We start from the raw sequence: 21,496 nt of genomic DNA, 5'->3' as shown, positions 1-21,496 counted from the left end.
GAGGAATGGTCATGATCGCGACGACCTGAGGAAAGCCGATGCCGGGGACACAGGGATATGGAGAGAACGCAAGTGCGCTCGCGGATCAGTATGAGAGCATCACGTTCGCGGACGTTCATAGGGACGTGCTTCATCTCTTCCCCCAGCCTCCCGCGCGCGTTCTCGATGTCGGAGCCGGATCGGGACGCGATGCGGCAGCGCTCGCGACCCGAGGACACCGTGTCGTCGCCGTCGAGCCGACCGAGAGCCTGCGCGCCGAGGGGATGCATCGGCATGAAGGGAAGGCCATCAAGTGGGTCGATGCTCAGTTGCCTGCCTTGGAGGGGCTTGGCCCGCGCGCCGGACGCTTCGACCTGATCCTTCTGACCGCCGTCTGGATGCATCTCGAGGAGGAGAGGCAAGCGGGCATGGAGGCGCTGGCGAGCCTTCTGGCGCCCAGCGGAAGGCTCAGCCTGTCGCTCCGCCACGGCCCGGTTCCAAGGGGCCGCAGGATGTTCGACGTCCCGGCCGAGGAGACGATCGCGCTGGCGTCATCGTCTGGCCTGCGCCTCGTCCATTGCGTAGACCGCGAGGACATGCTGGGTCGCGCCAATGTCCGCTGGAGCTTTGTGGTCGTAGAGAAGCACTAAGTAAATGGCGGCTATCCTGCACTGATCCCGGAAACCTGCCTTACAGATATCCGCTCCCGCCCGGTCGCTTAACGCTGACGGACAATCGCTCCGATCGCATTGACGAGGATGCGCGAGGCGGTGAGGGCTGAAAGGCCGGCGAGGTCGGCGGTCGGCAGCAGCTCGACCATATCCATCCCGACAATCCGACCTCGTCGTGCAGCGCCTGCGATGAGGTCGATCGTCTGGGTGTAGCTGAGACCTCCTGGCGTTCGTGCGGCGACGCCGGGCATGATGCTGGGATCAAGCCCATCGCAGTCCAACGTGACAACGACATGCGCACCCTCCGGAAGGTGACGCAGCGCAGCCTCGACACCCTGGCTATGGACCTCGCGGGCCGTGACGATCTGGCTTCCATAAGCTCTGGCCGCGTCGATCTCTGCCCGCGCTGCGCTACCGACGCTTCGGATGCCGACTTGGACGATACCAGCGACATGGGCCATCTCGCTGGCGCGGCGCATGGTGCTGGAATAGCCGTACCGTTCCCGGTCCACTTCCTCGCGCCAGTCGATATGAGCGTCGATCTGGAGAACCCAGATCGACCCGTGGTCTGCGAAGGCCGCTAGAAAGGGGATCGGAACGGAGTCGTCACTGCCGATCATGATCGGCACGGCTCCTTGAGCAAGAACCTCACGGGTCTTGTCCTCGATCGGGGCGCGGTTGCCCGCGCTGTCACCCATCACGGTCTCAACATCCGCTGCATCGATGCAGGAAACCGGACCACCATCAAACAGGGGACCGCCAGGGTCGAAGTCCCAATGTTCGACCAGCGACGCATCCTCCTGGCTGGCGGCGCGGATGGCATCCGCGGCCAGCGCGTGGCCGCCACTGTCCCGTCCCGGGTAGATCGTGCCGTGACCGACGCCGAAGATCGCGGCTCGGAGCTCGACCTCCGGCTGGAGCCGCGTAGGAAGGTTCAGAAACGTCTGGGAAGGCGCTGTCACGAGTTTGAGCTTGCTCCGCTCGCTTAAAGGGAACGGCAGCTTAGCCCGGTACTAACTGAAAAGCCTATCGCCGCCGTTCCAACGCGTCCAGGGCTGGCACCGAGGGCAGCGGACAGACGGCTGTCGACCCTTGCGAGACATTCCTTCGTTCCACGGATGGACCTTGAAAGCGGACAGTGCGATGCTGCCAAGGACAAATGCAGCCATGGAGGGCATGGTGATCGTCCGCAGCGCTCGACTGGACGAGCTAGAGGCCCTGTCCGCGATTGGTTTGGCGGCATGGCAGAAGGGAATTGCGCCTCATGTTCCGGCGGAAGTCGTAGGAAGGCTAAACCAGACAAACCCCTTCGTGCCGTTCTTGAAGGCGCTTGGTCCGAGCGTGTTAGTAGCCGAAATCGATGGCTGCCCCGCTGGCATTGGTGCTTGTGAAACCGGAGCCGACCAAATCAGCGATGTATGGGTAGATCTCGCTTTCGAAGGTCGTAGCGCAGGTTCCGGGCTGGTCAAAGCTCTTGAAGATCGAATCCGCGCCGCAGGTTTCGCAACCGTCCGGATGCAAGTGGCCGCTGCGAACGACCGAGCCCTCGGACTTTACAAGCACCTTGGCTATCGAGAGGTCTGGCGGAAAGTCGAACTCGATACAGTGCTCGAAACCGAGTTGGAGAAGATCGGGCTGGAGAAACGGCTCGCCGCGCCAGCATAGATTGTCGTGTCGCTCACGACCCCATCCTAGACATTCGGGGATCCGGCGGCCAAACTGCGAGAGCAGCCGTTCATTAAAAATGGCGGAACGTATGCCGGACGACTTGCCGGGAGGTCATGTGGACGCTTTTCCCCAAGGTACCGTTCATGAGGCAGGCCACGATCTCGAAGCGGCTGTACGATCAGATCCTAAGCTGCTCGAACTGTGGAAGGGCCTTACGCCGCTCGGGCGTAACGAGTTCATCTGCTGGGTGGAGGATGCAAAGCAGCTCGTGACGCGCCGACGGCGCATTCAACGGACCTGCGAAGAATTGTTCGAGGGAAGGAAGCGGCCCTGCTGCTGGGCAGGCTGCATTCATCGAACGGATGAGGCGCCAAGCCGATGGCAACAGGCGGTGCTAATAAACAGAAAAGCTAAGAACGGCGCGTAGGTCGCGCTGTGGAGCGATGGGTTTCTTGAAACTCATCCAAAATGCGGACTATCGGGTATCGACGCGATACGGCCTTCCAGCACCTGTCCGCTCCCGACCCGGCCGAGTCTTTCAGCGCGATATGACCACGATCCGAGTCGCCTTAAGGAACGCTCATTTTCCGGGGTTATCGAGTGGCCTTATCAGGCTTTGGCCTTCGGGGCTTTCGATGAGCGAGCGGCTTTCTGGGGCTTCTTCGCCTTTCCCAGCTCATCGTCAGGAGATCCGACAGAAGCTCGTTCGGAAATGGCGAAGCTGTGCAGGTTCTTGTGCCTCTCCGGATCATCGCTCGTTCCGTCGGTGAGGGCATAAAACGCCGCCCGCACGACATCCTTCCTCGATGCCTCGGGATGCTTCTCGCGAACCGCCGCGACAATCTCTTTAGGTTTAGCGCCGGGTCTGGCTACGGCGCAGACTGTCGCGGCTAGGTTCTCGATCTCAGACATCGGGCCTCCGTTGTCATCTAGTTGTCATGAAAGCCATCGGCGATCCTGCTGTCACAATCAAATCGCGGCCTTCGGCGGCTCGCCCTCGTCGTCCTTCTGGCAAAGACAGACCGACAAGAGTCATGAATCCGAGACGCTGTTGTCACACCGCGGTGCTAGCCGGCCGTCGTATAAAACGACTCTCGGAGAACGCTGTGCACCTCTCCCACCCTCGCTACGGCGACCTCGTGACCTCAAACCCGCTGATCAGGCAAGGACGATGGCTGTTTCGGGGAACCTTGGTGCCGCTCGACGACGTCCTCTCCGACATTGCAACAGGGCTATCCGTCGATGAGGTTTGGGAGAAGCACGGGAGCCTGGATCGCCGAGATCTCGAAGGAGTGATCGGCCTCAGCTTTGGCGAACACGCACATGCGTTGGGGACGAGGCGGACCCGGCGCGCCGCGGCCTAAAGCTGAACTTAAAACGCTTTAGACGAACGTAGCCTTGATCGCGCCTGCGCATCCAGTCAGGACCTCGCTGGCCTTTCACCTCGGCCCACTCCTGGACGAGGGAGGTCGGGCGTTTGAACGCCCCCGAGCACGGGCGGCCATATCGGTTCTTTTCGGACGTGCACTGCATGGCAAATCTGGCTTAAGATCGGACCTTGCATCTATCTCCGATCGTAGAACATACTTCGCTTGAAACCCAGTCCGGCAGCCGTCGAGCGTAGTACGCAAACCGACCCTCCGCGCCGGGTGCCGAGGCGATGGCATCGAGATCAGCGGTCGAGAGGACATGGACGAGATAGGCGTTCAAACCTGCCTACCGGAAGGTGTGGCCCAACTCGTCATAGACGGCGGCTCCGAAGCCTCGGCTACCACTAAGGATGAGAACCACTGGGCACGTCGGCTCCATGCAACTCCCAAAGCCTTCGATCAGCGTCCCGCCGTTTGATGTCGGAACCGTGAGACGTTCCCGGGATGGCTGAGCCGTCGCATCTAATGCGACGAGGCAAACGGCGAGAACGGGAGCGAGGAATCGGGGAAAGCTCATGTTGCCCTTTTCTCCTGTTCAAGCTTGCGCTGCAATCGTGTCCGCCCCGGATCGTATAGAGACCTCTGATCGCCGCATGGAAGGTCCGCTACCAAAATGTCGCCGTCTAAAGCAGACCAGCCGCTTACCACGAGACGGCCGTCCGGCACCTGTCCGCTCCCGACCCTTTCAAGTCGTAGAGGCCGAAATTTCGAACACTTGAAAGCGGACACGTCATAGGACCTTCTTGAACCTTGACGATACCCAGTCGAGAAACACCCGGAGCCGGAGAGCCAGTTGGCGGTTCTGCGGGTAGAGGGCGGACAAAGGCGTCGGCGGCGGCGGGAAGGCCGTCAGCACCTCCACCAATCGGCCTGACGCCAAGTCTTCGGCAAAGCGGTATCTCGGCGCTTGCACGAGGCCAAGACCGAGGCGGGCAAGATCGGCCATGGCGTCGGAGTTGGTGACAGTGACGCGGCTGGGCAGGCGCACGTTGCGAACAGTGCCGTCCATCGTGAACTCCAGCGGGAGAATGTCTCCGGTTCTCGACGAGACGAACCCAACCGTTTGGTGCCCGTCCATATTGTCCGGTGAGGCGGGCATCCCGTAGTGATCGATATAGATAGGGCTCGCTACGGTGACCTCCTCGATGGTGCCGAGGCTTCGCAGGATCAGCCCGCTGTCTTCTGGTGGCCCGGCGCGAATGACGCAGTCCACGCCCTCTCGCACGAGATCAACCAGGCGGTCGCCCTGACCAAGGTGGAGGTCGATAAGCGGATAGCGGTTCAGGAACTCTGGCAGGCCGGGAAGCAAGAACGTTCGCGTAAGACGGCTATGAGCGTCGACACGCAAGGTTCCACGCGGCTCGGCTCCGCGAAGGGCGCCCTCCGCTTCGTCGAGATCGGCGAGGATGGTGATGCAGCGACGATAGTAGCTCTCCCCGTCAAGCGTCGGCGCAACGTGGCGCGTCGTCCTGTCGAGAAGCCGTGTGCCGAGATGCGTCTCCAGGCTCTTCATTGCTTCCGTCGCCGTAGACCGCGGCAGGCCGAGATCGCTGGCTGCTGACGTGAAGCTGCCACGCTCCACGACACGGACAAAGAGGCGGATACGGTCGAGATGATCCATGCCGGATTGTTCGCTCCATCCGAATGCACTAGGCAGGTTGCGGCTCATGATCGCCGAGGTTCGACCCGCTAGATATCGGGTCGAAGTCAGGAGAACAAAGCGATGAGCGAACATGATCAGCGCGTGGCCATTGTCACCGGAGCATCCCGGGGCATCGGTGCAGCCGTCGCACGGCGACTGGCAAAGGACGGCATCGCTGTCGTCGTCAACTATGGTCGCGGTCGCGAAGAGGCTGAAACCATGGTCGGCCAAATCGAGGCAGCAGGCGGCCGCGCTCTCGCCGTGCAAGCGGACATCGGCGAGCCGAGCGGGGTGCGCACGCTCTTCGAGGCAGCCGAACAAACATTCGGTAACGTCAACATCCTTATCAACAATGCCGGCATGATGAGGCTAGGGCGGCTAGCTGAGGTTGACGACGCCGAGTTCGACGTCCAGGTGGCATTGAACCTCGGCGGCGTCTTCAGGGGCATGCGCGAGGGCGCCCGCCGTCTTCAGGAGGGCGGACGCATCGTCAGCTTCTCCTCAAGCGTCGTCGGCCTCTGCCAGCCCGCTTACGGCGTCTACGCCGCGACGAAGGCCGCGGTCGAGGCGATGACCCATGTCCTCGCCAAGGAACTCGGCGGGCGCGGCATCACCGTCAACGCCGTGGCACCCGGGCCCGTCGAGACGGAGTTCTTTCTCGCAGGCAAGAGCGAGGAGCAGGTCCGGGCCGTCGCGGAGGCCAATCCTTTTGGGCGCCTCGGCCAGCCGGAGGACATCGCCGAGGTTGTTGCCTACCTTGCGAGCCCGGAAGGCCGCTGGATCAGCGGCCAGGTCATCCGCGCCAACGGCGGCATCGTCTGACCGTCTCACTCGTCTGACTCGGCCACATCGGCGCTTCCGCAAGGGAAGCGGAGGATGGCCCATACCTAAGCAAGACCCTCCACCCGCGCCCTTCATCCAGAGCCTAGCCGAAAAGGAAGCTCCTATGCCCTTCGCCAACATCAAGGTTCCCCAGGCCGCTTTGTCCTCTGCCCAGAAGGAGGAGATCGTGCACCGTGTGACCGAGCTTTTCGTTGACTACTTCAGCGAAGCGGTGCGCCCCCACACGATGGTCCTCATCGAGGAGGTTCTGGACGGCGGCTACGGCCGAGCTGACGAGGTGTATGTCATCCCCGAGGCGTACCGCGCTCGCGATTAGCTCTTGCATCGTAATCGCTGCAAAGCTTCAAGGCCCCGGTGGCATCATATTGAGGCGTGATCGCCACTTCTCCCCATGGTTGCGGCGATCGCTTCCCGTCCGGTGCCTCTCGTCAACGGCAAGATTGCCCACTCGTTAGCGGACGGTCTGAATCCCACCCGAAGCAGCCCGAATGCTACGCCATTCTTTAACGTTGGGTCGTGGGCGCGATTCCAGGAACTGAGCAGGAGAGCAATGACTTGAGCGTATGCTGGCGTGAAAGGAGGTCACATGCTAACGACGACCATCTTCTGGAAACGCACTGATGTTCACGGCCTAGAGCGCCTCCACATTTCCCCAAGCCGAGACGCGGCCAAAGGTGTCATTATCAATGTAGAAAATGATGGTGCCGAGGTGCGGCACCGCTGGCAATTTGCTGCCGACTGGCAGGTTCTCGCATTGAATGTGCAGCGATACGATCCCAAAGGGGAGCACAAGGTGCGCATTGAGCGCCGAGGACAGGGATGGACCGTTAACGGGAAGGAACGACCGGAGCTCGATGGAGCTGAGTTCGTTGACCTCTCGCTCACGCCGTTCTGTAATAGTTTTCCGATATCGTGCATGCTGAACGATGAACTGGATGCCGCAATCTTCGACGTCGTCTATATCAATGGCGATACATTGAAGGTTTCGCGGTCTCGGCAGGCTTATGATCGGCTGGATGCCGATCACTTCCGCTATCGTGATCTGGGGCTGTCCAGCGGGTTTCAGGCCCAATTGCGCGTGGATCAGGACGGCTTGGTTGCAGAATACGAAGGCCTTTTCAAGCGTGTGGACGTGACGCCTTAGGAAGTGGCCTCCAACGTCAAACAGTTCGATCCGAACAGGCGTGGCGGTTGGAAACGGCGGCTATCCGGTTTTTTGCGCTTGCAGGCGGACGGTCTGAATCCCACCCTTCCGAGACGTTCGCAGCCCTAAGAGCGATGCAGGTCGGAACCCTCATTTCATGCCGCAAGCGTAATCATCACATGGGGCCACCGACCGTAATCGCCTGCACCGTCTCGCAAGATGACGAGCGTATCAGAAGGGTGTCCTTAGACGGAGCTAACACCGGGGACTCGCGGATCCATATCAAATGACACGTGCGCCGGGGCTGTGCTCCCGCCCGGTTTACCGCTCGTACCGCGGTGGCGTCAGCTCGACGGGATCCGGGTTCCGGCTGACCCAGCGCACCGCCAGTTCGCACATGCGATCCGTATCGCCGGATCGGCTTTTTATTTCTGCCATGAGCTTGGTTGCCTCGGCAGCCTCACTAGCTGTCAGCGGTTCCCCGCTCCCGACGTGTTCCATCCACGCATCGGCCATCTGCCGGAACTGGTGGTCCCAGTTCACACCTCCGTTCCCTTCTAGCTCGTGGCGGATCTTGCCGGCGATCCTGACCACCTCGCCCTGGACGGTTCTGGCCGCGCCAGCCGACGGTATGAGGAGATTCCAGAGTTCTTCGAAGCCGGCCTGCCACGAACCTTTAGAGACGACGATCCGCGACGTTCCGTTGTGAACGGTTCGCCGCGGGACGGGCGGGACGTCGAACAAGGTGTACAGGCTGTCGAGCGCGGCACTGGTAAGGTCCACGCTCTCGGGGTTGAAGCCGTCGCGGTAAAACTCGAAGTCGGCACCGATCCGCTCCACCTGTTCCGCGAACGCCGGGGTGACGCGCGCGCCCGCCTCGACAAGGAGCCGGGCCACCTCCGCGACGCGCTCCAGCGAAGCGTTGCTGGCGTGTTGCAGCGCCCTGTAGAGTGGTGTCTTGCCTTGACCGTCGACGGAATCGATTTCCGCCTCGTGAGAAAGAAGGAACCGGACATTGTCAGGATGGGCGGCCGTTGCGGCTCGGTGTAACGCCGTGCCCTTCCTTGTACCCGAACCGTGGTCCACAATCGCGCCGAGCGCGAGGAGCATCGCAAGGTTTCCCCTGTAGCTGCCCGCGTGGGCGTGAAGCGGCGTGTCCCCGTATCTATCCTCGGCCGAGAGGTCGGCACCCTTGTCGCGGAGCCAGCGCGCAAGTTCCTCAGGACACAGGTCGAAAGCGAGGGCGACCTGCTCGGTGTACCCGCCTCGGGCATCGACTTCGCATCGATCGAAGACCGCCTTCAGTTCGTCGATGCTAGATTTCACCAGCATCTCCCCGAAGTCCTTCGGTAGAGTTGTCCGCTTCTTCGCCACCGAGATCCCCTTGTTCGCCTAGGAATGGCGTATCAGGTCTTACTGCTCCAACAATCGGAAACCGCAACTCAATACAGTCGTGGGGCTTTTGAGTTTGCCCTAAGTGCCAGGTTCAATCGGTGTGTCCATTGCCGATCACGGCGGTCCGCGGGATGACGGACGGTGACCCGAGGCCTTGAAGGTGCCTCACTGGTACGGGGTGGGCCGCTCTCCCTGCCAGGTCATAGGACTGACGTAGACCTCGATGCCGCGCGCCTTGAGTCGTTCGAACAGTATCCGCGTCGGATGTTCGGGCGTTATCGCCTCCGCAAACACCCCGTCGCCGAGCAGTCGAATCCGCTTCAGGCCTTCCAGGTTCGACAGGGCACCGAGATTGTCGAAAGGGATCGAGATGGAGAGGTACTCGAGCTTCGAGAGCGGTGCGAGCTGCTGGATGTCCAGCCTGTCGATCATCGAAATCGCCTCGAGGCTCCTGAGATTGCGGCACTGCTCGATCCCACCGAGGCTGGAGACGTCGAACATGTCGTCATCACCACCCCAGAAGTAATAGGGGTAGCGATAGATCACGTTGCCGCCGTCAAGAACGATGGACTTCGCCTCGTCCAAGAGGCTGGCTGGCAATGGGTAGCGGGCTAGATAGTCGATGACCTCGTCGAATGGTTCGTAGCCCTCCTCCTCGAGGTCGACGGGCCGTTTCAGGACGTGCGCAGCAAGGTCTTCGGGCCTCCCGAGGTCGAGCGCTTTTGCGTCGAGGAGCGACGACAGGACCACGAGCTTAAAGTTGGGGTCGGCAAAGGGCGCGCCTTTCTCCCCCGTCTGCTCCGGGTAAGGCGGCGCCGTCGGCTCTGTGTACTCGGCTTCGGGGTTGTCCATCCATATTCCATTCACCCTCTCGAGCGTGAACTTCACACGCATGATAGCGCCGCCCGGAAGCATGAGCTTGCCCATCCGCACGCCCCGCATCATGGGCATATCCGCGCCGACCTCGAGGTTCGGGAGTTTAGCTTCGGCCTCGAGCAAGGTCATGCCCATGCTCACGCCCTCGACGGAGGCGTCAGTGAAGCGCCAGTCATAGGTGATCGAACCGACGAGGCCATCCCGGTCGAGCCTGACGACGATTCCGTGGGTATTCTCCAGGACGTCGACGACGCCTCCCTTGTATGACGCCGGTGCCCGCCATTCGCTGCCCATCGCTTCCTCGACGCGAAGCGCCGACATTCCCGGCCGCAATCCCGCGAGCATCTCGGCACTGGCCGACATAGTATCCCCCGCCATCGACATGTCTCCCATGAACCCGAACCAGGCAGCCGCTGAGATGCACACAGTCGCGAAGCAGCGTCTCGACAATCCCATGACCAATAACCTTATCGGGATGGTGGTGAAAACCAGATGACAGCAGCTTCCGGCCAGACGAAGACCTCCGAATCGCTGCATCGTCAATTCCGCCGTGTCATCGGAGATCACCTCAATGGCCATTGGGCACATGTCGACGCCATCATGGCCGGAGGCTTTGGTCGACTTTTGTATTTGTATCGCGCTTCCGGCAGCACGTCCCTCCGCTGTACGGTGCCGGAACCACGTTCACACCCGTTGGGATGACCGATGCTCGCGAACTTCCTCATGACCGTCCTTTACACGCAGATTACGGTTGCGACCCCGCCAGGGCCTATCCCCGCATTGTTGTGGACGGACGATCACGTGGCGCAAGGCTTTGCCTGGTCTCCGGGCTTCGTCAGCTTCGGCATTCCGGATCACGATGGGGATGTGCGGGTGAGCGTCTTGCGTGACGTGGCGTTCGGGATCGACGCCGGCACTCTTTGGGCAGTGCAGACCCCCATCAAAGTGGTTGGGCCGGGCATCGAAGTCGGAACGGTTGGCTACGAGCATGCAGTGGCGGTTCCGCCAGGGCACTACAACTTGGTGTTTGAGGCCAGGCACCCAGAGGCGGGCGAAGTCGAGGAGGTCGCCTATGCGGTGCGCCTCCACTTCATCGAGACATCCTCGCCGACATTCGCGATCCTCAAGACGGGCGAAGATGTGACGGCAGAGCGCGTGCTCAGCGAGACAGCCGAGATCATCCGTGACAGGCTTGGTTCTGGCTGACCCGTGCAGCACGTTCAGGTCTGCTGGTAGACGGCAACCACCTTTTCGAACCGACGTCCTTCCAGGTCGTCACGCCGGATCACGAAGTAGACGGTTCCCTCCACGAACTTGGCCTGCATCCAGTCCCCGACATCGAGCTGAAGCAGGAGCGTCCATTCTGCCGCCTCGGCCTTGATTGCCGGGTATCGCTCCTTCCAGACCTCACGGGAGAGATGCTGCACCCCGAATTTCGAGACGACGACCGCGTTCAGGCGGGGATCGTCCTGCTCGGGTTGGGGGCTTCCGAGAAGTTGTTGCCTTCGCCAAAGTTCCCTGGTGTATCCGTCGTGATGCGCCTCGACGGCCTCCCCGTAATCCTCGCGGAAAGTCTCGGCTTCACCGTCCGTGTCCGCGGTGCCGGATGAAAGAAGTTCTTCGGACTCCAGTGCCGCCGGATGGGGCAGTCGCCACGTCGCGGACAAAGTCATCGGGCGCCGGGGAGCGCCGTAGTTCGTCCCGCCCTTCCCGTCCGGCCGCAGGTCGCCCAGCTCATCGAGCTCGGAGCGCACAGCCGCGGCAAGGTCGTCGGGAACGGGGGCCGGCGCGAGGTTCCCTGTCGGCGAGGTGTCCCAGATCACCCGGGCGCTGCGCGTACCGGTGTCCCAGGGACCCGTCGGGAAGTCGTAGAAGAACAGTAGGCGCCCGTTGGAAGGCAGGTTTGCTGCGACGTCGCCGAGTTTTGCCGCTTCACCCAAGTCGACCTGCGCGACGAACGCGTAGGGCAGACCCAATTCGATGTGCGCGAGCATCTCCTGCCCCATCTCGGTGTTCGCCCGTCCCGCCAACTCGCGCGCGTCGGCAAGCGGAGTCGGACGAGGCCAGACGAATCCGGCGGGGACATCGGGAGTGCCGCCGATCTGGCTGCCTCCGGCAACGGGACCTTCGGGTCCGGCAGGCCTGAAAACAATGGCTGGCACCAAGGCCCCCACCACCTGTTCGAGATGCGGCGGGTCGAATGCCTTCCCAAGCGCAGCCGCAGCTTCTGCAAGTCCGTCGAACATCGCATCTCCTAGAGGTGACCGAGCTGAGACCTGCTTAGACTCGTGCGGGCCAAATCGACAAATCCCTTCAAAAGGTAGCAGGCTGTCGAAGGGCGGGCATCCTGCGGCCCAGTCCGCTTGGAGAGCGCCAAGCGCTTCGAATTTGAGAATGCTCAGCGGATGCGGTCGGCGGTGATGTGGGCAGGCATCTCGCTCGTGCCGCTGGGGTTGCGCGGCTGGTGACCCCGTTCTGGAATACTGTATAGGAGCCGTTCCCGTCAGCGCATAGGTTGGATCCCATGAGCCGCAAGGGCAATCCTGCACCTTGAGAATGGCAGCTTACGCTACAGGCTCGCGGGTAGTTGCCGAGAGCCGTACGACGGTTACATTTGGCTGGTGGAAACAGGTCAGGCCCACAGTCATCTCACTAGAAACAGTCATGGCCGATATCTAGCTCCTCTTATGCAATCAAGCCGACAACAGCGGCCCCGCTCCAGATAATCGATGCGACATCGCTACCTGATCCTCACGACCGCTCTCCTTACGACCGCTTTCTCGGCTTGGGACGCCGCCCCTCTGGCCTCTGCGCGGCCTGCTCAGGCGGCCGAGCTCCGAACGAACGCGATCCAAACGAGAGCGATCCCGGAGAACGAGGCGCTGGTGATGCGGATCATCTTCGAAGATTGCCTCGGCTATATCCGGCATGACAGGATGCCCTTCCAAGGACTTGCCACCCGCCAGGCGTCGCCGGAAGCAGTTAAAGAATTGCGCTCCCCGCTGCTCAGCCGCCGCGGCACAGTCGAACTCCTTTCGGCCCGTTATGTCGCGAGCTGGGGTGTCGACAGCGACAGACGGTTCTGCATGGTCCAAACGATCCGGGACGGCGACGGGCCGCCCGCGCCGCGCCTTCTTGGCGTGCGGCCGGAGGGGTTTATCGCCCGTGTCACCGGGCGCGCCGTGAAGGAGAAGATTCCGGAGCGCTATACGGGGGAGGAATTCTCCCCCCTCACGGTGACCGGCTGGCACGAGCCGGAGACGGGCCACGATTCCGGCCCTGAGCGGGGGGTCAGCTTCACGATCATGCCGACCGATCATAACGAGGACGACAGCATCTTGGAGGCCGGCTTGCTGGTGATGAGCGGCCCGCTCTTGCCGGACATCGGCGAGGGCGCGCGGTGACCGGCCGGGACCCGCCTCGTCGCACCGGCGGCCATCATCGCCTGCGCAGCCGGTCCGATCCAAAAGAAAGGTGAGGCTCACGAGTGGCTCAAAGTTGCCGTGCTGATTTGTACGCGGCATGCGCGAGGCGGGGAGTCTTGCTTGACGGCTTTCGACCATTCTACGACCTTTAGCATCCGTCGTATTATCCCGGAAGCAGACGTTCCGATACGATGCTGAAGTTCAAGGTGTAGCTTCATGATGAGCGTGACCGCGTCGACGCCGATACCGCAAGCATATTTCGGTTATGCGATTGGTCTCGGCCTCACACATCGGTCAGACGATGCCGCCATTGGCGAAGACGGTCTGTCCGTTGACCCATCCGCCGTCGCTACTGCAAAGTGTCGAGATCACGTCGGCGATGTCGGAGGGTTCGGCGAGCCGCTTGTGTGGCGTCCTCTGTGCAAACCCCTCGATCTGCTCCGTCGTCTTTCCATCTGTGAAGAGCGTCGTATTGACGAGGCCCGGTGCCACCGCGTTGACCGATATCATCCGGCCCTGAAGCTCTTTGGCCATGACGTTCGCATACATTTCTTGTGCGGCCTTCGAGGCCGCATAAGGACCATAGGTCGGCGACCTGAGCTGGGTGATGCTGGAGGACAGGGCGATGATCCGCCCACCATCGCGCACATGCCGGGCCGCCTCGCGAAGAACGTTGAACGAGCCCTTCACGTTGACCGCGATCATCCGGTCGAAGTCCTCGTCAGACATGGTTGCAAAGGGCGCAAGGCGCATGATGCCGGCATTGCTGACGACGACATCGACGCCGCCGAAGGCGCGTTCAGTGACATCGAACAGCCGCCTTACGGCCGCGGGGTCGCTGACATCAGCCTGCTCCCAGACTGCCTTGCCACCGGCGGTCTCGATCTCGGCGACGACCGCTGCGGCGAGGTCCCGGTTCACGACGCAGTTGACGGTGACGCTGAAGCCCTCGCGGGCAAGACGCTTCGCCACGGCTGCGCCGATTCCGCGCGATGAGCCGGTAACCAGTGCCACCTTCGCGGTACCGGTCGCGGCCTGAGCATTCGCCCCTGAGACGCCGGTGGCGATCAGGGCTGGAGCGATCGCCGCGGCGGCAATCAGGGTTCGTCTGTTGATCTTATCGTTAAACAAAGCGGGGTCGCTATCGCAGGTCACGGTAGACTTCCTTTCGTTGCGGACCCTGGCTGGGTCCGATGGCGTAAAGGCTAACCGGAGCGACTGCCCTCCTTCGAATGCGTAATGATCAAGTCAACGATGATTCAGAGTATGTCTCCGCAAGCCATCATCGGCGGAGCACCGCCATGTGCAAGTGATCCCTTCGGCTCATCCGAAGGATGATTTCTATTCATTCGTCTCCGGTGCCGGGATTGGTTACAACATGGCTTCGGGATACTGCGAGCCGGGCACGCACCGTTGATATTGACCTTAAGAAGTGATTTCCGTCACAAAATCCAAGAAAGCTCGAACTTTGGCGGACATCGACTTTGGCGAGTGATGATAGACGTAGAGGGGGAACACCTCTTCTGCCCAGTCTGGCAAAAGCTGAACTAGTCGACCGTCGGCAAGGAAAGGGCGCGTGTAGATTTCCAGCGGCTGGCCAATCCCATGACCGGAGAGGCAGGCTGCCAAAAGGCCACCCGTATCCGTCACTGTCAGTCGTCCGGATACCTTGGCCGAGACGTGCTCCCCGCCCCGGATGAAATCCCAGTCGTAGTGTTTCCCCGTCGCTGGATCGCGCATCAGAATGCATTCGCGTCCGCTGAGGTCGGAGGGGGTGTCAGGCGCTCCGTTTCGTTCGAGGTAGGCAGGCGAGGCGCAGGTCAGGACCCGCGTCCGCAACAGCAGCCGGCAGGTCAGCGACGACATCTGCGGTTCGCCGAAATGGATCCCGACGTCGAAGTTTTCGGCAACGAGGTCACCCATGCGGTCGCGGACATGGATTTCGGCCGCCAGATCGGGATGCCGTGACAGAAAGGTCTGGATGGTGGGTAACAGGACATAGTGGCCGAAGCAGCCATCGACGTTCAGCCGCAGACGACCCCGCACCTGACCGACGGATCCGGCGGCGTCGGTAGCGGCTTCCTCGATGCCGGACAGGTGTGGCGCTACGCGCTCGTAGAAGAGGCGGCCCTCATCCGTAAGGGTAATCGAGCGGGCGTTCCGGTTGAAGATGCGCAGGCCGACGCGCTCTTCCAAGCGCGCGACGGCGCGGCTGACCGCAGACTGGGTGAGCCCGAGCGCTTCTCCCGCGCGCACGAAACTTCCGGCCTCGACCACGGCCGAGAGGACTCCGATCCCATTCAGCAGGCGACTATCAAACGTCATGGGCCCCACTTTTTATCATGGATGTCGTTGTTCCAATGAACGCTAGACGAGGCTGGAGCAAGGACCTCTTCGCCGCGGCCGATCGCGTCGAAGAAGACCTTCACGGTCTGAACGTTTTCTCGATGCTCATAACACTCCTTCCTTTTGATCGGACGGACCCAACTCGATGTGTCAGCGGACGAGTTGCGGATGCAAAGAGCTCCAGATCCGAGCTAACCGCCCCGATCGCCTTTCGGCAGGACTTGGGACACGCTGCCCGCAAAATAGGGGTACCATATTGATGAACCCGCAGCCGCCATCCGCCAGCTTCGAGCGAGCCACCCTTGAGGTGGGCCACCATCGGCTTGCCTATGCCGAAACGGGCACGGGTGCCGATGTCGTCCTCTTGCACGGCACCATAACGTCGCTCGACGACATGATTATCGCGCTCGCAGGCCCGCTTGCCGAGCAGCATCACGTCGTTGCCCTCGATCGTCCCGGACACGGTGGAATCACGAGGCCCCCGGGCGACGGATCTTTAATGACGCAGGCGCGGCTGGTTGCCGAGGAAATTATCTCTGACCGTGGGGTTCAGTTTGCACGTCAGGATGCTTTCAGGGCTGGCTAGAGCTGCCAAAAGTTACGCCGGCTCTTATGTGCTCGAAAATAGGAGCTCTACAACGCGGAAGGTCGAGAACCGATGGACCGCTTCCGGGCATCCGCCTCCTCTGTCTCCCGAGACCGGACGGGGTGGAAAGCTTCCGGTCTGCCTTTGATAGTAATTGGTCAAAAGCTGCCCCGATCCGAGCCAGTCGAGCAGGCGGCGAAGTGGATGAGCGCCCAGCTCAAGGCGACTGGTCGGCCCCCACCGGGTGGTCCAGGGCAAATCTTAGTTCATGAGCGGCTGACGTGCCCCCCGACTTTGGACAGCCCGGCTGGGGAATTTCCGGGGGGTGCTGCTCAGGCTGGCGGACTGCCTCCTGAGCGTTTCATCAGCTCGATCGGCGTCTTATGGCCGATCGCGCTGTGTGGGCGGATCTCGTTATAGTCTCTACGCCAAGCCTCCATCTTGGCCCGGGCCTCGTCAAGGCTCATGAACCAGTGGGTGTTCAGGCATTCAGCCCGGAACTTGCCGTTGATGGGATGGACGGCCCCTGCACCCCGGCATCGGCGTGGCATAATGGCGGCCGGTGCATATCACTCAGCAGGAGCCTTCCCATGCAGATCAGCGTCATTGGACTCGATATCGCAAAGCAGGTTTTCCAAGTGCATGCCGCCGATGCGGCAGGTCGCCCAGTTGCTCAGATCAAGCTGCGACGAGCGCAGGTTCTCGACTATTTCCGAGCCCTGCCGCCCTGCCTTGTCGGCCTTGAGGCGTGCGCAACGGCACATTACTGGGCCCGTGAGTTGAGCGCGCTCGGGCACTCTGTGCGGCTCATGCCGCCGGCCTACGTGAAGCCCTACGTCAGACGCAACAAGACCGATGCCGCCGACGCACAGGCAATAGCGGAGGCGCTCACGCGCCCAACCATGCGCTTCGTGCCCGTGAAGTCAGCCGACCAACAGGCCATGCTGATGCTGCACAGGGCTCGCCAGCTGCTCGTGCGTCAGCGCACGATGCTCGCCACCGCGCTGCGCGCGCATCTCGCCGAGTTCGGCATCATTGCACCCCAAGGTATCCATCGCGTCGAGAAGCTGGCGGCGCAACTGCATGACCCGTCCGTGCCGCCTCTCGCGCGCGACGCGCTGAACCTGCTTGTCGAGCAACTCGCTAGCACATGGAAGCAGATCGACGCGATTGAGATGCAGCTTGTCGCGATCCACCGAACCCAAGCCGTCAGCCGGCGGCTCGCCTCCATCCCCGGCGTCGGCCCGATCACGGCTATGGCAATCGCGAGTACTGTGCCCGATCCCGCCATGTTCCGCTCGGGGCGTGAGTTCGCCGCCTGGCTTGGCCTTACACCCAAGAGCCATTCGAGCGGCGGCAAGGACAGGCTGGGGCGAATATCGAAGCGCGGCGACCGTTACATCCGTCACTTGCTTTATGTCGGCGCCGGCAACGTGATCCGGTTTGCGAAGGCGCGCGCCGCAGCGGGCGAGAACTGGATCCGCGGACTGCAGCAGCGCCGTCCGCCCAAGGTCGTCATCATCGCGCTCGCCAACAAGATGGCGCGGATCGCTTGGGCGCTGATGGTGCGCGAGCAGCCCTTCCGCTCGCCAGCTCAGGCGGCGCTGTAGGGCGCAGGTCAATAAACGAGGTTCATAGGTTGCGAGGGCGAACGTGAGGTGATGGCACAACCGGGCGGACCGGGGATCGACTAAGCCCGCAGAGCTTTGGGCGCCACGAGCGCGACCCGTTGATGAGGCGTCGATCCGCGAACTCCATCAGGGCCAGCGGTCATGAGCATGGGCCGCATCAACAGGCCGTATACATGAACGCACCCGACCCGTGCACTGCCTAAACCTCACCACGAGCCTTGCAACGCAGGGGCCGTCCATACATGAAGGACTCGATGAAGGCGTTATCGGGCATGATGTCGCTGGTGCCTCGTTCCTGAGATCGCAACTGGCGGGTATGCTGGGCTGATCCGGGCCTCGGGGCACCGGGAGCACGCAAGTGCGGGCAGGCCGTCGTACAGACATGAGCCGCGAGCTCGAGGTCGTTATCTGGCCGCCCCTGCGACTAGCCCGGATGCGCTGCGAGCGCGGATCCGTAACTGTCGTGTCGCCCGCAGGCTCCCTCGACTGTCACGAAGCAGAGGAGGACGTCATGCGGATTGTTGGCATGGATATCCATCGCGTCGCGGCTGAGGTCGTGGCGCTCGTAGACGGGGAGACGGTTAAGCTCGGCCGTGTGCCCATGCTGCGCACCGAGCTCGAAGCCTTTGCAAAGGCACGTTTGGCCCCTGATGACCATGTCGTGGTCGAGGCGACGAGCAATGCGGCAGCCGTGGTGGAGGTGCTCGCTCCCCATGTTGATCGGGTCGTTATAGCCAATCCAAAGCAGGTGCGGATGATCGCGCACGCGAAGATCAAAACCGACGCGATCGATGCGGCGGTCCTGGCAAAGCTCTACGCCACGGGCTTCCTGCCCGAGGTTTGGGTGCCAGATCCACGCTGCCAGGCGCTTCGGCGGCAGGTGGCACGTCGCACTCAGCTTGTCCGCCAGCGTGTCCGCTTGAAGAACCTTATCCAGTCTGTGCTTCATACGCATCTGGTGCCGCCGTGCCCGCACGGGAATCTCGTCGGCATCAGCGGCCGGAAGTGGATCGCCCGGCAGACCTTGCCTGGCGACGAGCGGGACGCGGTTGCTCGGCATCTCGCCCAGATCGACTTGATCGAAGGGTCGTTGAAGACCGTCGAAGCCGAGATCGCGCGCGAAGCGATGGCCGATCCGCTTATTCGCCGCTTGATGACGTTACCCGGCGTAGACATGACTGCTGCCGCCGGTGTCGCGGCATCGATCGGGAACATTCAGCGCTTTTCCGATCCGCGCAAGCTGATCGGCTATCTCGGGTTGAACCCGAGCGTGCGCCAGTCTGGCGAAGGGCCCGCCCATCACGGCCGGATCACCAAGCAGGGCTGCGGACAAGCGCGCGGCATGCTAGTGGAAGCCGCCTGGGCCGCAGCACGGTCTCCAGGCCCCCTACGTGCATTCTACCAGCGGATCGCCGCAAAACGCGGCAAACACATCGCGGCGGTCGCGACGGCGCGGAAGCTCGCGATGATCGCTTGGCACATGCTGACGAAGCAGACGGACTACATCTGGGCGCGCCCCGCACTCCTGGCCCGCAAGTTCCGCAGCATGGAGCTTCGCGCCGGCCTGCCATCTGAGCATGCGCGGCGAGGTAGCGCCTATGATTACAACATCCCCGAGAAGAGGGCTGCGGAGCGGGCGAGGACGGAAGAAGCTGAGCGCGATTACGCCCGCTACACATCACGATGGCGAGCCAAACCGCCAACACGCACGATGATAGCAACGTGAGGGGCTATTCAATTACATCCGTGTCCGTCGGCTTTCCAGGCCGGGAGAAGTCGAGGATCACATCTCTCTGGTAGGCCCAGAGATCAAGATCACGGGAGACGAACTCCGAGCCCTGATCCACCCGGATCGTCTTCGGATAGCCGATTTCGCCGCAGACGCGTTCCAGTGCCTGCACAACGTCCTCGCCGCGGTAGCTGAAGCGCGGATCGATCGACGGCGAGAAGCGGGAGAAGGTATCAACGACCGTCAGAATGCGCAGCTTGCGACCCGTTGCAAGCTGGTCATGGACAAAATCCATGGCCCAGGTCTGATTGACATGGGTCGCCACCGTCCGGTCGTCGCGGAGCCTGGCTTTCACCCGCCGCTTGGGGACCTTGTTGCGCAACTGAAGGCCCATCTCCTTGTAAAGCCTGTAGATTCGTTTTGGGTTCACCGGCCAGCCCTCCCGCCGCAGCAGGACGTGGACGCGGCGATAGCCATAGCGCACCCGCGTCTCGGTGATCTCCCGGATGCGCTTCATGAGAGCGGCCTGATCGCCGCGCCGGGATTGGTAGGTGTAGAGCGAGCGATCGATCTTCAGGGCGGAACAGGCCCGCCTGACCGACACCTTCCAGCACGCTCGAACCTCGTCCACCAGCCGGCGCCGACGAGCAGGCCTCAGAGCTTTTTTGACAGCACGTCCTGCAACATCGCCTTGTCGAGAGACAGGTCCGCCACCAGCCGCTTCAGCTTGCCGTTCTCCTCCTCGAGCTGGCGCAGCTTCTTCACCTCCGACGGCATCATTCCGCCGTAGCGCTTGCGCCAATTGTAGAAGGTGGCATCCGAAATCCCGGCCTTGCGGCAGACCTCCGCCACCGCCGTGCCCTCATCGGCCTGCTTCAGAACGAACGCGATCTGCGCCTCGGTGAACTTCGACTTCTTCATGGAATTCTCCTCGTTCCGATCCCGGGATCATAAATGGAAAAATCCAACTCAGAACGGTCCGAATTCCGGGAGGCACGTCACGCGTGACGCACGGGTTTGAAATCGCGGGTCAGAAATTAGGGCCGAGCGGCGGGGGTTTGGAGACTAGGCCACTCTCTTTCGGGGTAGCTCCGCCTGAAGCCTTGGGCCATATCAGTAGCCAATGAACCAACCCGCTACTTTCCCATCGACCACCTCGAAAATGTACCGACGAAATATTGAAGGCTTGCCGATACCGTATGTCGCTTCCACCTCGACTCGATTGCCGACCACCTGCAGCCGATCGATGACGAACACACGGCCCCTCGCGATGATGTCGCGGCGCAGCCATGCTTCGAATGCTGGCCCGGTGGTGAGGTCGCCACGCAAGGTGTAGGCATACCCACCGTGCTCCCGATCAAAGATGGCAAGGATCCGGTCGGCATCGCGCGACAGAAGAGCCACCGACAATTCGCGCACGACGGCTTCCGGCGAGGCTTCGGCCGCGTATTGAGTGCTTGTCCAAGCGAGCACTGAGAGCGCAAGAACACGCCGGAGATTCATGTCTCCGCCCTCCTGTCATCCAACTTGAACAACGAAATCGAATCGCGCCAGCGCGCCCGTCGGGTCGAGGTCGAGCACCAGCCTCGGGTCGAACAGCCTATCGGCCGCGTTTAGCGGGTGGTCTGGGAAATAGAGCTGCGTGATGAGGGGATCCGAGCCGGGAGCCACGACGCGAAAATGATAGTGCGCGGTGCGGAATGAGTAATGCTCGGTGACGATCGTGTCGAAACCCCAGCGTCCCATCCGGTCGGTGATCTGCCGCGCTCTCCAGTCGTAGCCGTCATTGTCATAGTCGCCGTGCTCGTTGGCGTGCCAGATTTCGACCTCCGCACCTGGGATCGGTCGACACTCTTGATCCAACACGTAGCCGAGGAGTGTGACGCGCTGCCGGTCAACGGCATCCACCGCCATATTGCGTCTGATCGGAGCATCTGGCCGATAGTACGGACCGGCCGTCTGGCGAATCGTTGGCGCGAAATCCTCTCCGCACGAGGGGGTCAATGGCAATTGCTGGCTCTGGGCATGCGATTGCGACAGGGTCCCGGCGCCAAGCAAGACGGGGGGCGCGAGGAGCAGCGATCTCAATATGGTTCGGCGTGTCGGTTCCATTGTAAGTGTCCTCCGAGCA

At 62.0% G+C, this 21,496-nt stretch carries 23 protein-coding genes and 1 pseudogene; 12 read left to right on the top strand and 12 right to left on the bottom strand.

Going from position 1 to position 21,496, the window contains the following annotated elements; all coding sequences use genetic code 11:
• Positions 1–38 precede the first annotated feature (38 nt).
• On the top strand, positions 39–629 hold the full coding sequence (locus GGR03_RS22995; RefSeq protein ID WP_183211175.1) for a class I SAM-dependent methyltransferase: 591 nt from the start codon (positions 39–41) through the stop codon (positions 627–629).
• A gap of 68 nt (positions 630–697) precedes the next feature.
• Here GGR03_RS22995 and GGR03_RS22990 read toward each other — a convergent pair whose 3' ends face one another.
• Positions 698–1,588 (bottom strand): arginase family protein, encoded by an 891-nt coding sequence (locus tag GGR03_RS22990; RefSeq protein ID WP_246368469.1) that lies wholly within the window; start codon positions 1,586–1,588, stop codon positions 698–700.
• A gap of 187 nt (positions 1,589–1,775) precedes the next feature.
• Here GGR03_RS22990 and GGR03_RS22985 point away from each other — a divergent pair, with 187 nt between their 5' ends.
• Together GGR03_RS22985 and GGR03_RS22980 are read left to right on the top strand one after the other, a co-directional pair.
• Positions 1,776–2,315 carry a GNAT family N-acetyltransferase gene (locus tag GGR03_RS22985; RefSeq protein ID WP_343058970.1) on the top strand — a complete coding sequence of 180 codons (540 nt, stop codon included), beginning with the start codon at positions 1,776–1,778 and terminating at the stop codon, positions 2,313–2,315.
• 79 nt (positions 2,316–2,394) lie between these two features.
• On the top strand, positions 2,395–2,745 hold the full coding sequence (locus GGR03_RS22980) for a YdeI/OmpD-associated family protein (RefSeq protein WP_343058969.1): 351 nt from the start codon (positions 2,395–2,397) through the stop codon (positions 2,743–2,745).
• Between the two features lie 182 nt (positions 2,746–2,927).
• On the opposite strand, the gene GGR03_RS22975 is transcribed toward GGR03_RS22980, so the two are convergent.
• Entirely contained in the window at positions 2,928–3,230 is a 303-nt protein-coding gene (locus GGR03_RS22975) for a hypothetical protein (protein WP_183211172.1), read from the bottom strand.
• A 26-nt stretch (positions 3,231–3,256) separates the two neighbouring features.
• Here GGR03_RS22975 and GGR03_RS24955 point away from each other — a divergent pair, with 26 nt between their 5' ends.
• Positions 3,257–3,682 carry a DUF433 domain-containing protein gene (locus GGR03_RS24955; RefSeq protein WP_425486736.1) on the top strand — a complete coding sequence of 142 codons (426 nt, stop codon included), beginning with the start codon at positions 3,257–3,259 and terminating at the stop codon, positions 3,680–3,682.
• A 796-nt stretch (positions 3,683–4,478) separates the two neighbouring features.
• On the opposite strand, the gene GGR03_RS22965 is transcribed toward GGR03_RS24955, so the two are convergent.
• A complete protein-coding gene (locus GGR03_RS22965; RefSeq protein ID WP_183211170.1) occupies positions 4,479–5,369 on the bottom strand; it encodes a LysR family transcriptional regulator in 891 nt (296 codons plus the stop codon).
• Between the two features lie 102 nt (positions 5,370–5,471).
• On the opposite strand from GGR03_RS22965, the gene GGR03_RS22960 reads away from it, so the two are divergent.
• The 3 genes from GGR03_RS22960 (at position 5,472) to GGR03_RS22950 (ending at position 7,377) form a co-directional block, all read left to right on the top strand.
• Positions 5,472–6,212: an SDR family oxidoreductase gene (locus GGR03_RS22960; RefSeq protein ID WP_183211169.1), complete on the top strand. Its 741-nt coding sequence runs from the start codon at positions 5,472–5,474 to the stop codon at positions 6,210–6,212.
• 124 nt (positions 6,213–6,336) lie between these two features.
• On the top strand, positions 6,337–6,549 hold the full coding sequence (locus GGR03_RS22955) for a tautomerase family protein (RefSeq protein ID WP_183211168.1): 213 nt from the start codon (positions 6,337–6,339) through the stop codon (positions 6,547–6,549).
• Positions 6,550–6,819: 270 nt separating this feature from the next.
• The gene (locus GGR03_RS22950; protein WP_183211167.1) at positions 6,820–7,377 is read left to right on the top strand and encodes a putative glycolipid-binding domain-containing protein; all 558 of its coding nucleotides are present in this window, start codon (positions 6,820–6,822) and stop codon (positions 7,375–7,377) included.
• Between the two features lie 321 nt (positions 7,378–7,698).
• Here the strand turns inward: GGR03_RS22950 and GGR03_RS22945 are convergent, their stop codons facing one another.
• Both GGR03_RS22945 and GGR03_RS22940 read right to left on the bottom strand, forming a co-directional pair.
• The gene (locus GGR03_RS22945; RefSeq protein ID WP_210292266.1) at positions 7,699–8,751 is read right to left on the bottom strand and encodes an ankyrin repeat domain-containing protein; all 1,053 of its coding nucleotides are present in this window, start codon (positions 8,749–8,751) and stop codon (positions 7,699–7,701) included.
• Positions 8,752–8,937: 186 nt separating this feature from the next.
• Positions 8,938–10,227 (bottom strand): DUF7256 domain-containing protein, encoded by a 1,290-nt coding sequence (locus tag GGR03_RS22940; protein WP_246368440.1) that lies wholly within the window; start codon positions 10,225–10,227, stop codon positions 8,938–8,940.
• Between the two features lie 126 nt (positions 10,228–10,353).
• On the opposite strand from GGR03_RS22940, the gene comJ reads away from it, so the two are divergent.
• A complete protein-coding gene (gene comJ / locus GGR03_RS22935; protein ID WP_183211166.1) occupies positions 10,354–10,854 on the top strand; it encodes a competence protein ComJ in 501 nt (166 codons plus the stop codon).
• A gap of 14 nt (positions 10,855–10,868) precedes the next feature.
• Here comJ and GGR03_RS22930 read toward each other — a convergent pair whose 3' ends face one another.
• Positions 10,869–11,894 carry a DUF1963 domain-containing protein gene (locus tag GGR03_RS22930; RefSeq protein WP_183211165.1) on the bottom strand — a complete coding sequence of 342 codons (1,026 nt, stop codon included), beginning with the start codon at positions 11,892–11,894 and terminating at the stop codon, positions 10,869–10,871.
• Between the two features lie 483 nt (positions 11,895–12,377).
• Between GGR03_RS22930 and GGR03_RS22925 the strand changes: the two genes are divergently transcribed.
• A complete protein-coding gene (locus tag GGR03_RS22925; RefSeq protein ID WP_183211164.1) occupies positions 12,378–13,052 on the top strand; it encodes a hypothetical protein in 675 nt (224 codons plus the stop codon).
• Between the two features lie 315 nt (positions 13,053–13,367).
• On the opposite strand, the gene GGR03_RS22920 is transcribed toward GGR03_RS22925, so the two are convergent.
• Both GGR03_RS22920 and GGR03_RS22915 read right to left on the bottom strand, forming a co-directional pair.
• Positions 13,368–14,228: an SDR family oxidoreductase gene (locus GGR03_RS22920; RefSeq protein WP_252920357.1), complete on the bottom strand. Its 861-nt coding sequence runs from the start codon at positions 14,226–14,228 to the stop codon at positions 13,368–13,370.
• A 270-nt stretch (positions 14,229–14,498) separates the two neighbouring features.
• Positions 14,499–15,398 (bottom strand): LysR family transcriptional regulator, encoded by a 900-nt coding sequence (locus tag GGR03_RS22915; protein ID WP_183211163.1) that lies wholly within the window; start codon positions 15,396–15,398, stop codon positions 14,499–14,501.
• Positions 15,399–15,678: 280 nt separating this feature from the next.
• Here GGR03_RS22915 and GGR03_RS22910 point away from each other — a divergent pair, with 280 nt between their 5' ends.
• Positions 15,679–16,005, top strand: coding sequence for an alpha/beta fold hydrolase (locus GGR03_RS22910; RefSeq protein ID WP_183211162.1), 327 nt, complete (start codon positions 15,679–15,681; stop codon positions 16,003–16,005).
• A 332-nt stretch (positions 16,006–16,337) separates the two neighbouring features.
• Here the strand turns inward: GGR03_RS22910 and GGR03_RS22905 are convergent, their stop codons facing one another.
• Positions 16,338–16,559 (bottom strand): integrase core domain-containing protein, encoded by a 222-nt coding sequence (locus GGR03_RS22905; protein WP_343058999.1) that lies wholly within the window; start codon positions 16,557–16,559, stop codon positions 16,338–16,340.
• A gap of 36 nt (positions 16,560–16,595) precedes the next feature.
• On the opposite strand from GGR03_RS22905, the gene GGR03_RS22900 reads away from it, so the two are divergent.
• Complete coding sequence (locus GGR03_RS22900; RefSeq protein ID WP_183211161.1) at positions 16,596–17,615, top strand: IS110 family RNA-guided transposase; 1,020 nt, start codon at positions 16,596–16,598, stop codon at positions 17,613–17,615.
• Positions 17,616–18,147: 532 nt separating this feature from the next.
• Positions 18,148–19,362, top strand: a complete 1,215-nt coding sequence (locus GGR03_RS22895; protein WP_246368439.1) for an IS110 family RNA-guided transposase — start codon at positions 18,148–18,150, stop codon at positions 19,360–19,362.
• Positions 19,363–19,369: 7 nt separating this feature from the next.
• Here GGR03_RS22895 and GGR03_RS22890 read toward each other — a convergent pair.
• The 3 genes and pseudogenes from GGR03_RS22890 to GGR03_RS22880 all read right to left on the bottom strand — a co-directional run.
• Positions 19,370–20,286: pseudogene (locus GGR03_RS22890) on the bottom strand (IS3 family transposase); the annotation flags it as partial.
• A gap of 192 nt (positions 20,287–20,478) precedes the next feature.
• Positions 20,479–20,868: a hypothetical protein gene (locus GGR03_RS22885; RefSeq protein ID WP_183211159.1), complete on the bottom strand. Its 390-nt coding sequence runs from the start codon at positions 20,866–20,868 to the stop codon at positions 20,479–20,481.
• Positions 20,869–20,883: 15 nt separating this feature from the next.
• Entirely contained in the window at positions 20,884–21,477 is a 594-nt protein-coding gene (locus GGR03_RS22880; RefSeq protein ID WP_183211158.1) for a dioxygenase family protein, read from the bottom strand.
• Positions 21,478–21,496 lie beyond the last annotated feature (19 nt).

Source organism: Aurantimonas endophytica, assembly GCF_014196845.1.
GTDB lineage: Bacteria > Pseudomonadota > Alphaproteobacteria > Rhizobiales > Rhizobiaceae > Aurantimonas > Aurantimonas endophytica.
Note: the sequence above shows the minus strand (reverse complement) of the source record. Positions and strands in the feature narration are given on the sequence as shown.

Excerpts from the sequence above, each read along its gene's own strand:
- GGR03_RS22965 (WP_183211170.1), bottom strand. The coding sequence starts at position 5,369 with ATGGATCATCTCGACCGTATCCGCCTCTTTGTCCGTGTCGTGGAGCGT.
- GGR03_RS22915 (WP_183211163.1), bottom strand. The coding sequence starts at position 15,398 with ATGACGTTTGATAGTCGCCTGCTGAATGGGATCGGAGTCCTCTCGGCC.
- GGR03_RS22995 (WP_183211175.1), top strand. The coding sequence starts at position 39 with ATGCCGGGGACACAGGGATATGGAGAGAACGCAAGTGCGCTCGCGGAT.
- GGR03_RS24955 (WP_425486736.1), top strand. The coding sequence starts at position 3,257 with ATGAAAGCCATCGGCGATCCTGCTGTCACAATCAAATCGCGGCCTTCG.
- GGR03_RS22950 (WP_183211167.1), top strand. The coding sequence starts at position 6,820 with ATGCTAACGACGACCATCTTCTGGAAACGCACTGATGTTCACGGCCTA.
- GGR03_RS22910 (WP_183211162.1), top strand. The coding sequence starts at position 15,679 with ATGAACCCGCAGCCGCCATCCGCCAGCTTCGAGCGAGCCACCCTTGAG.
- comJ (WP_183211166.1), top strand. The coding sequence starts at position 10,354 with ATGCTCGCGAACTTCCTCATGACCGTCCTTTACACGCAGATTACGGTT.
- GGR03_RS22980 (WP_343058969.1), top strand. The coding sequence starts at position 2,395 with ATGGCGGAACGTATGCCGGACGACTTGCCGGGAGGTCATGTGGACGCT.
- GGR03_RS22930 (WP_183211165.1), bottom strand. The coding sequence starts at position 11,894 with ATGTTCGACGGACTTGCAGAAGCTGCGGCTGCGCTTGGGAAGGCATTC.
- GGR03_RS22885 (WP_183211159.1), bottom strand. The coding sequence starts at position 20,868 with ATGAATCTCCGGCGTGTTCTTGCGCTCTCAGTGCTCGCTTGGACAAGC.
- GGR03_RS22975 (WP_183211172.1), bottom strand. The coding sequence starts at position 3,230 with ATGTCTGAGATCGAGAACCTAGCCGCGACAGTCTGCGCCGTAGCCAGA.
- GGR03_RS22940 (WP_246368440.1), bottom strand. The coding sequence starts at position 10,227 with ATGGCCATTGAGGTGATCTCCGATGACACGGCGGAATTGACGATGCAG.
- GGR03_RS22955 (WP_183211168.1), top strand. The coding sequence starts at position 6,337 with ATGCCCTTCGCCAACATCAAGGTTCCCCAGGCCGCTTTGTCCTCTGCC.
- GGR03_RS22880 (WP_183211158.1), bottom strand. The coding sequence starts at position 21,477 with ATGGAACCGACACGCCGAACCATATTGAGATCGCTGCTCCTCGCGCCC.
- GGR03_RS22895 (WP_246368439.1), top strand. The coding sequence starts at position 18,148 with ATGCGGATTGTTGGCATGGATATCCATCGCGTCGCGGCTGAGGTCGTG.
- GGR03_RS22960 (WP_183211169.1), top strand. The coding sequence starts at position 5,472 with ATGAGCGAACATGATCAGCGCGTGGCCATTGTCACCGGAGCATCCCGG.
- GGR03_RS22925 (WP_183211164.1), top strand. The coding sequence starts at position 12,378 with ATGCGACATCGCTACCTGATCCTCACGACCGCTCTCCTTACGACCGCT.
- GGR03_RS22900 (WP_183211161.1), top strand. The coding sequence starts at position 16,596 with ATGCAGATCAGCGTCATTGGACTCGATATCGCAAAGCAGGTTTTCCAA.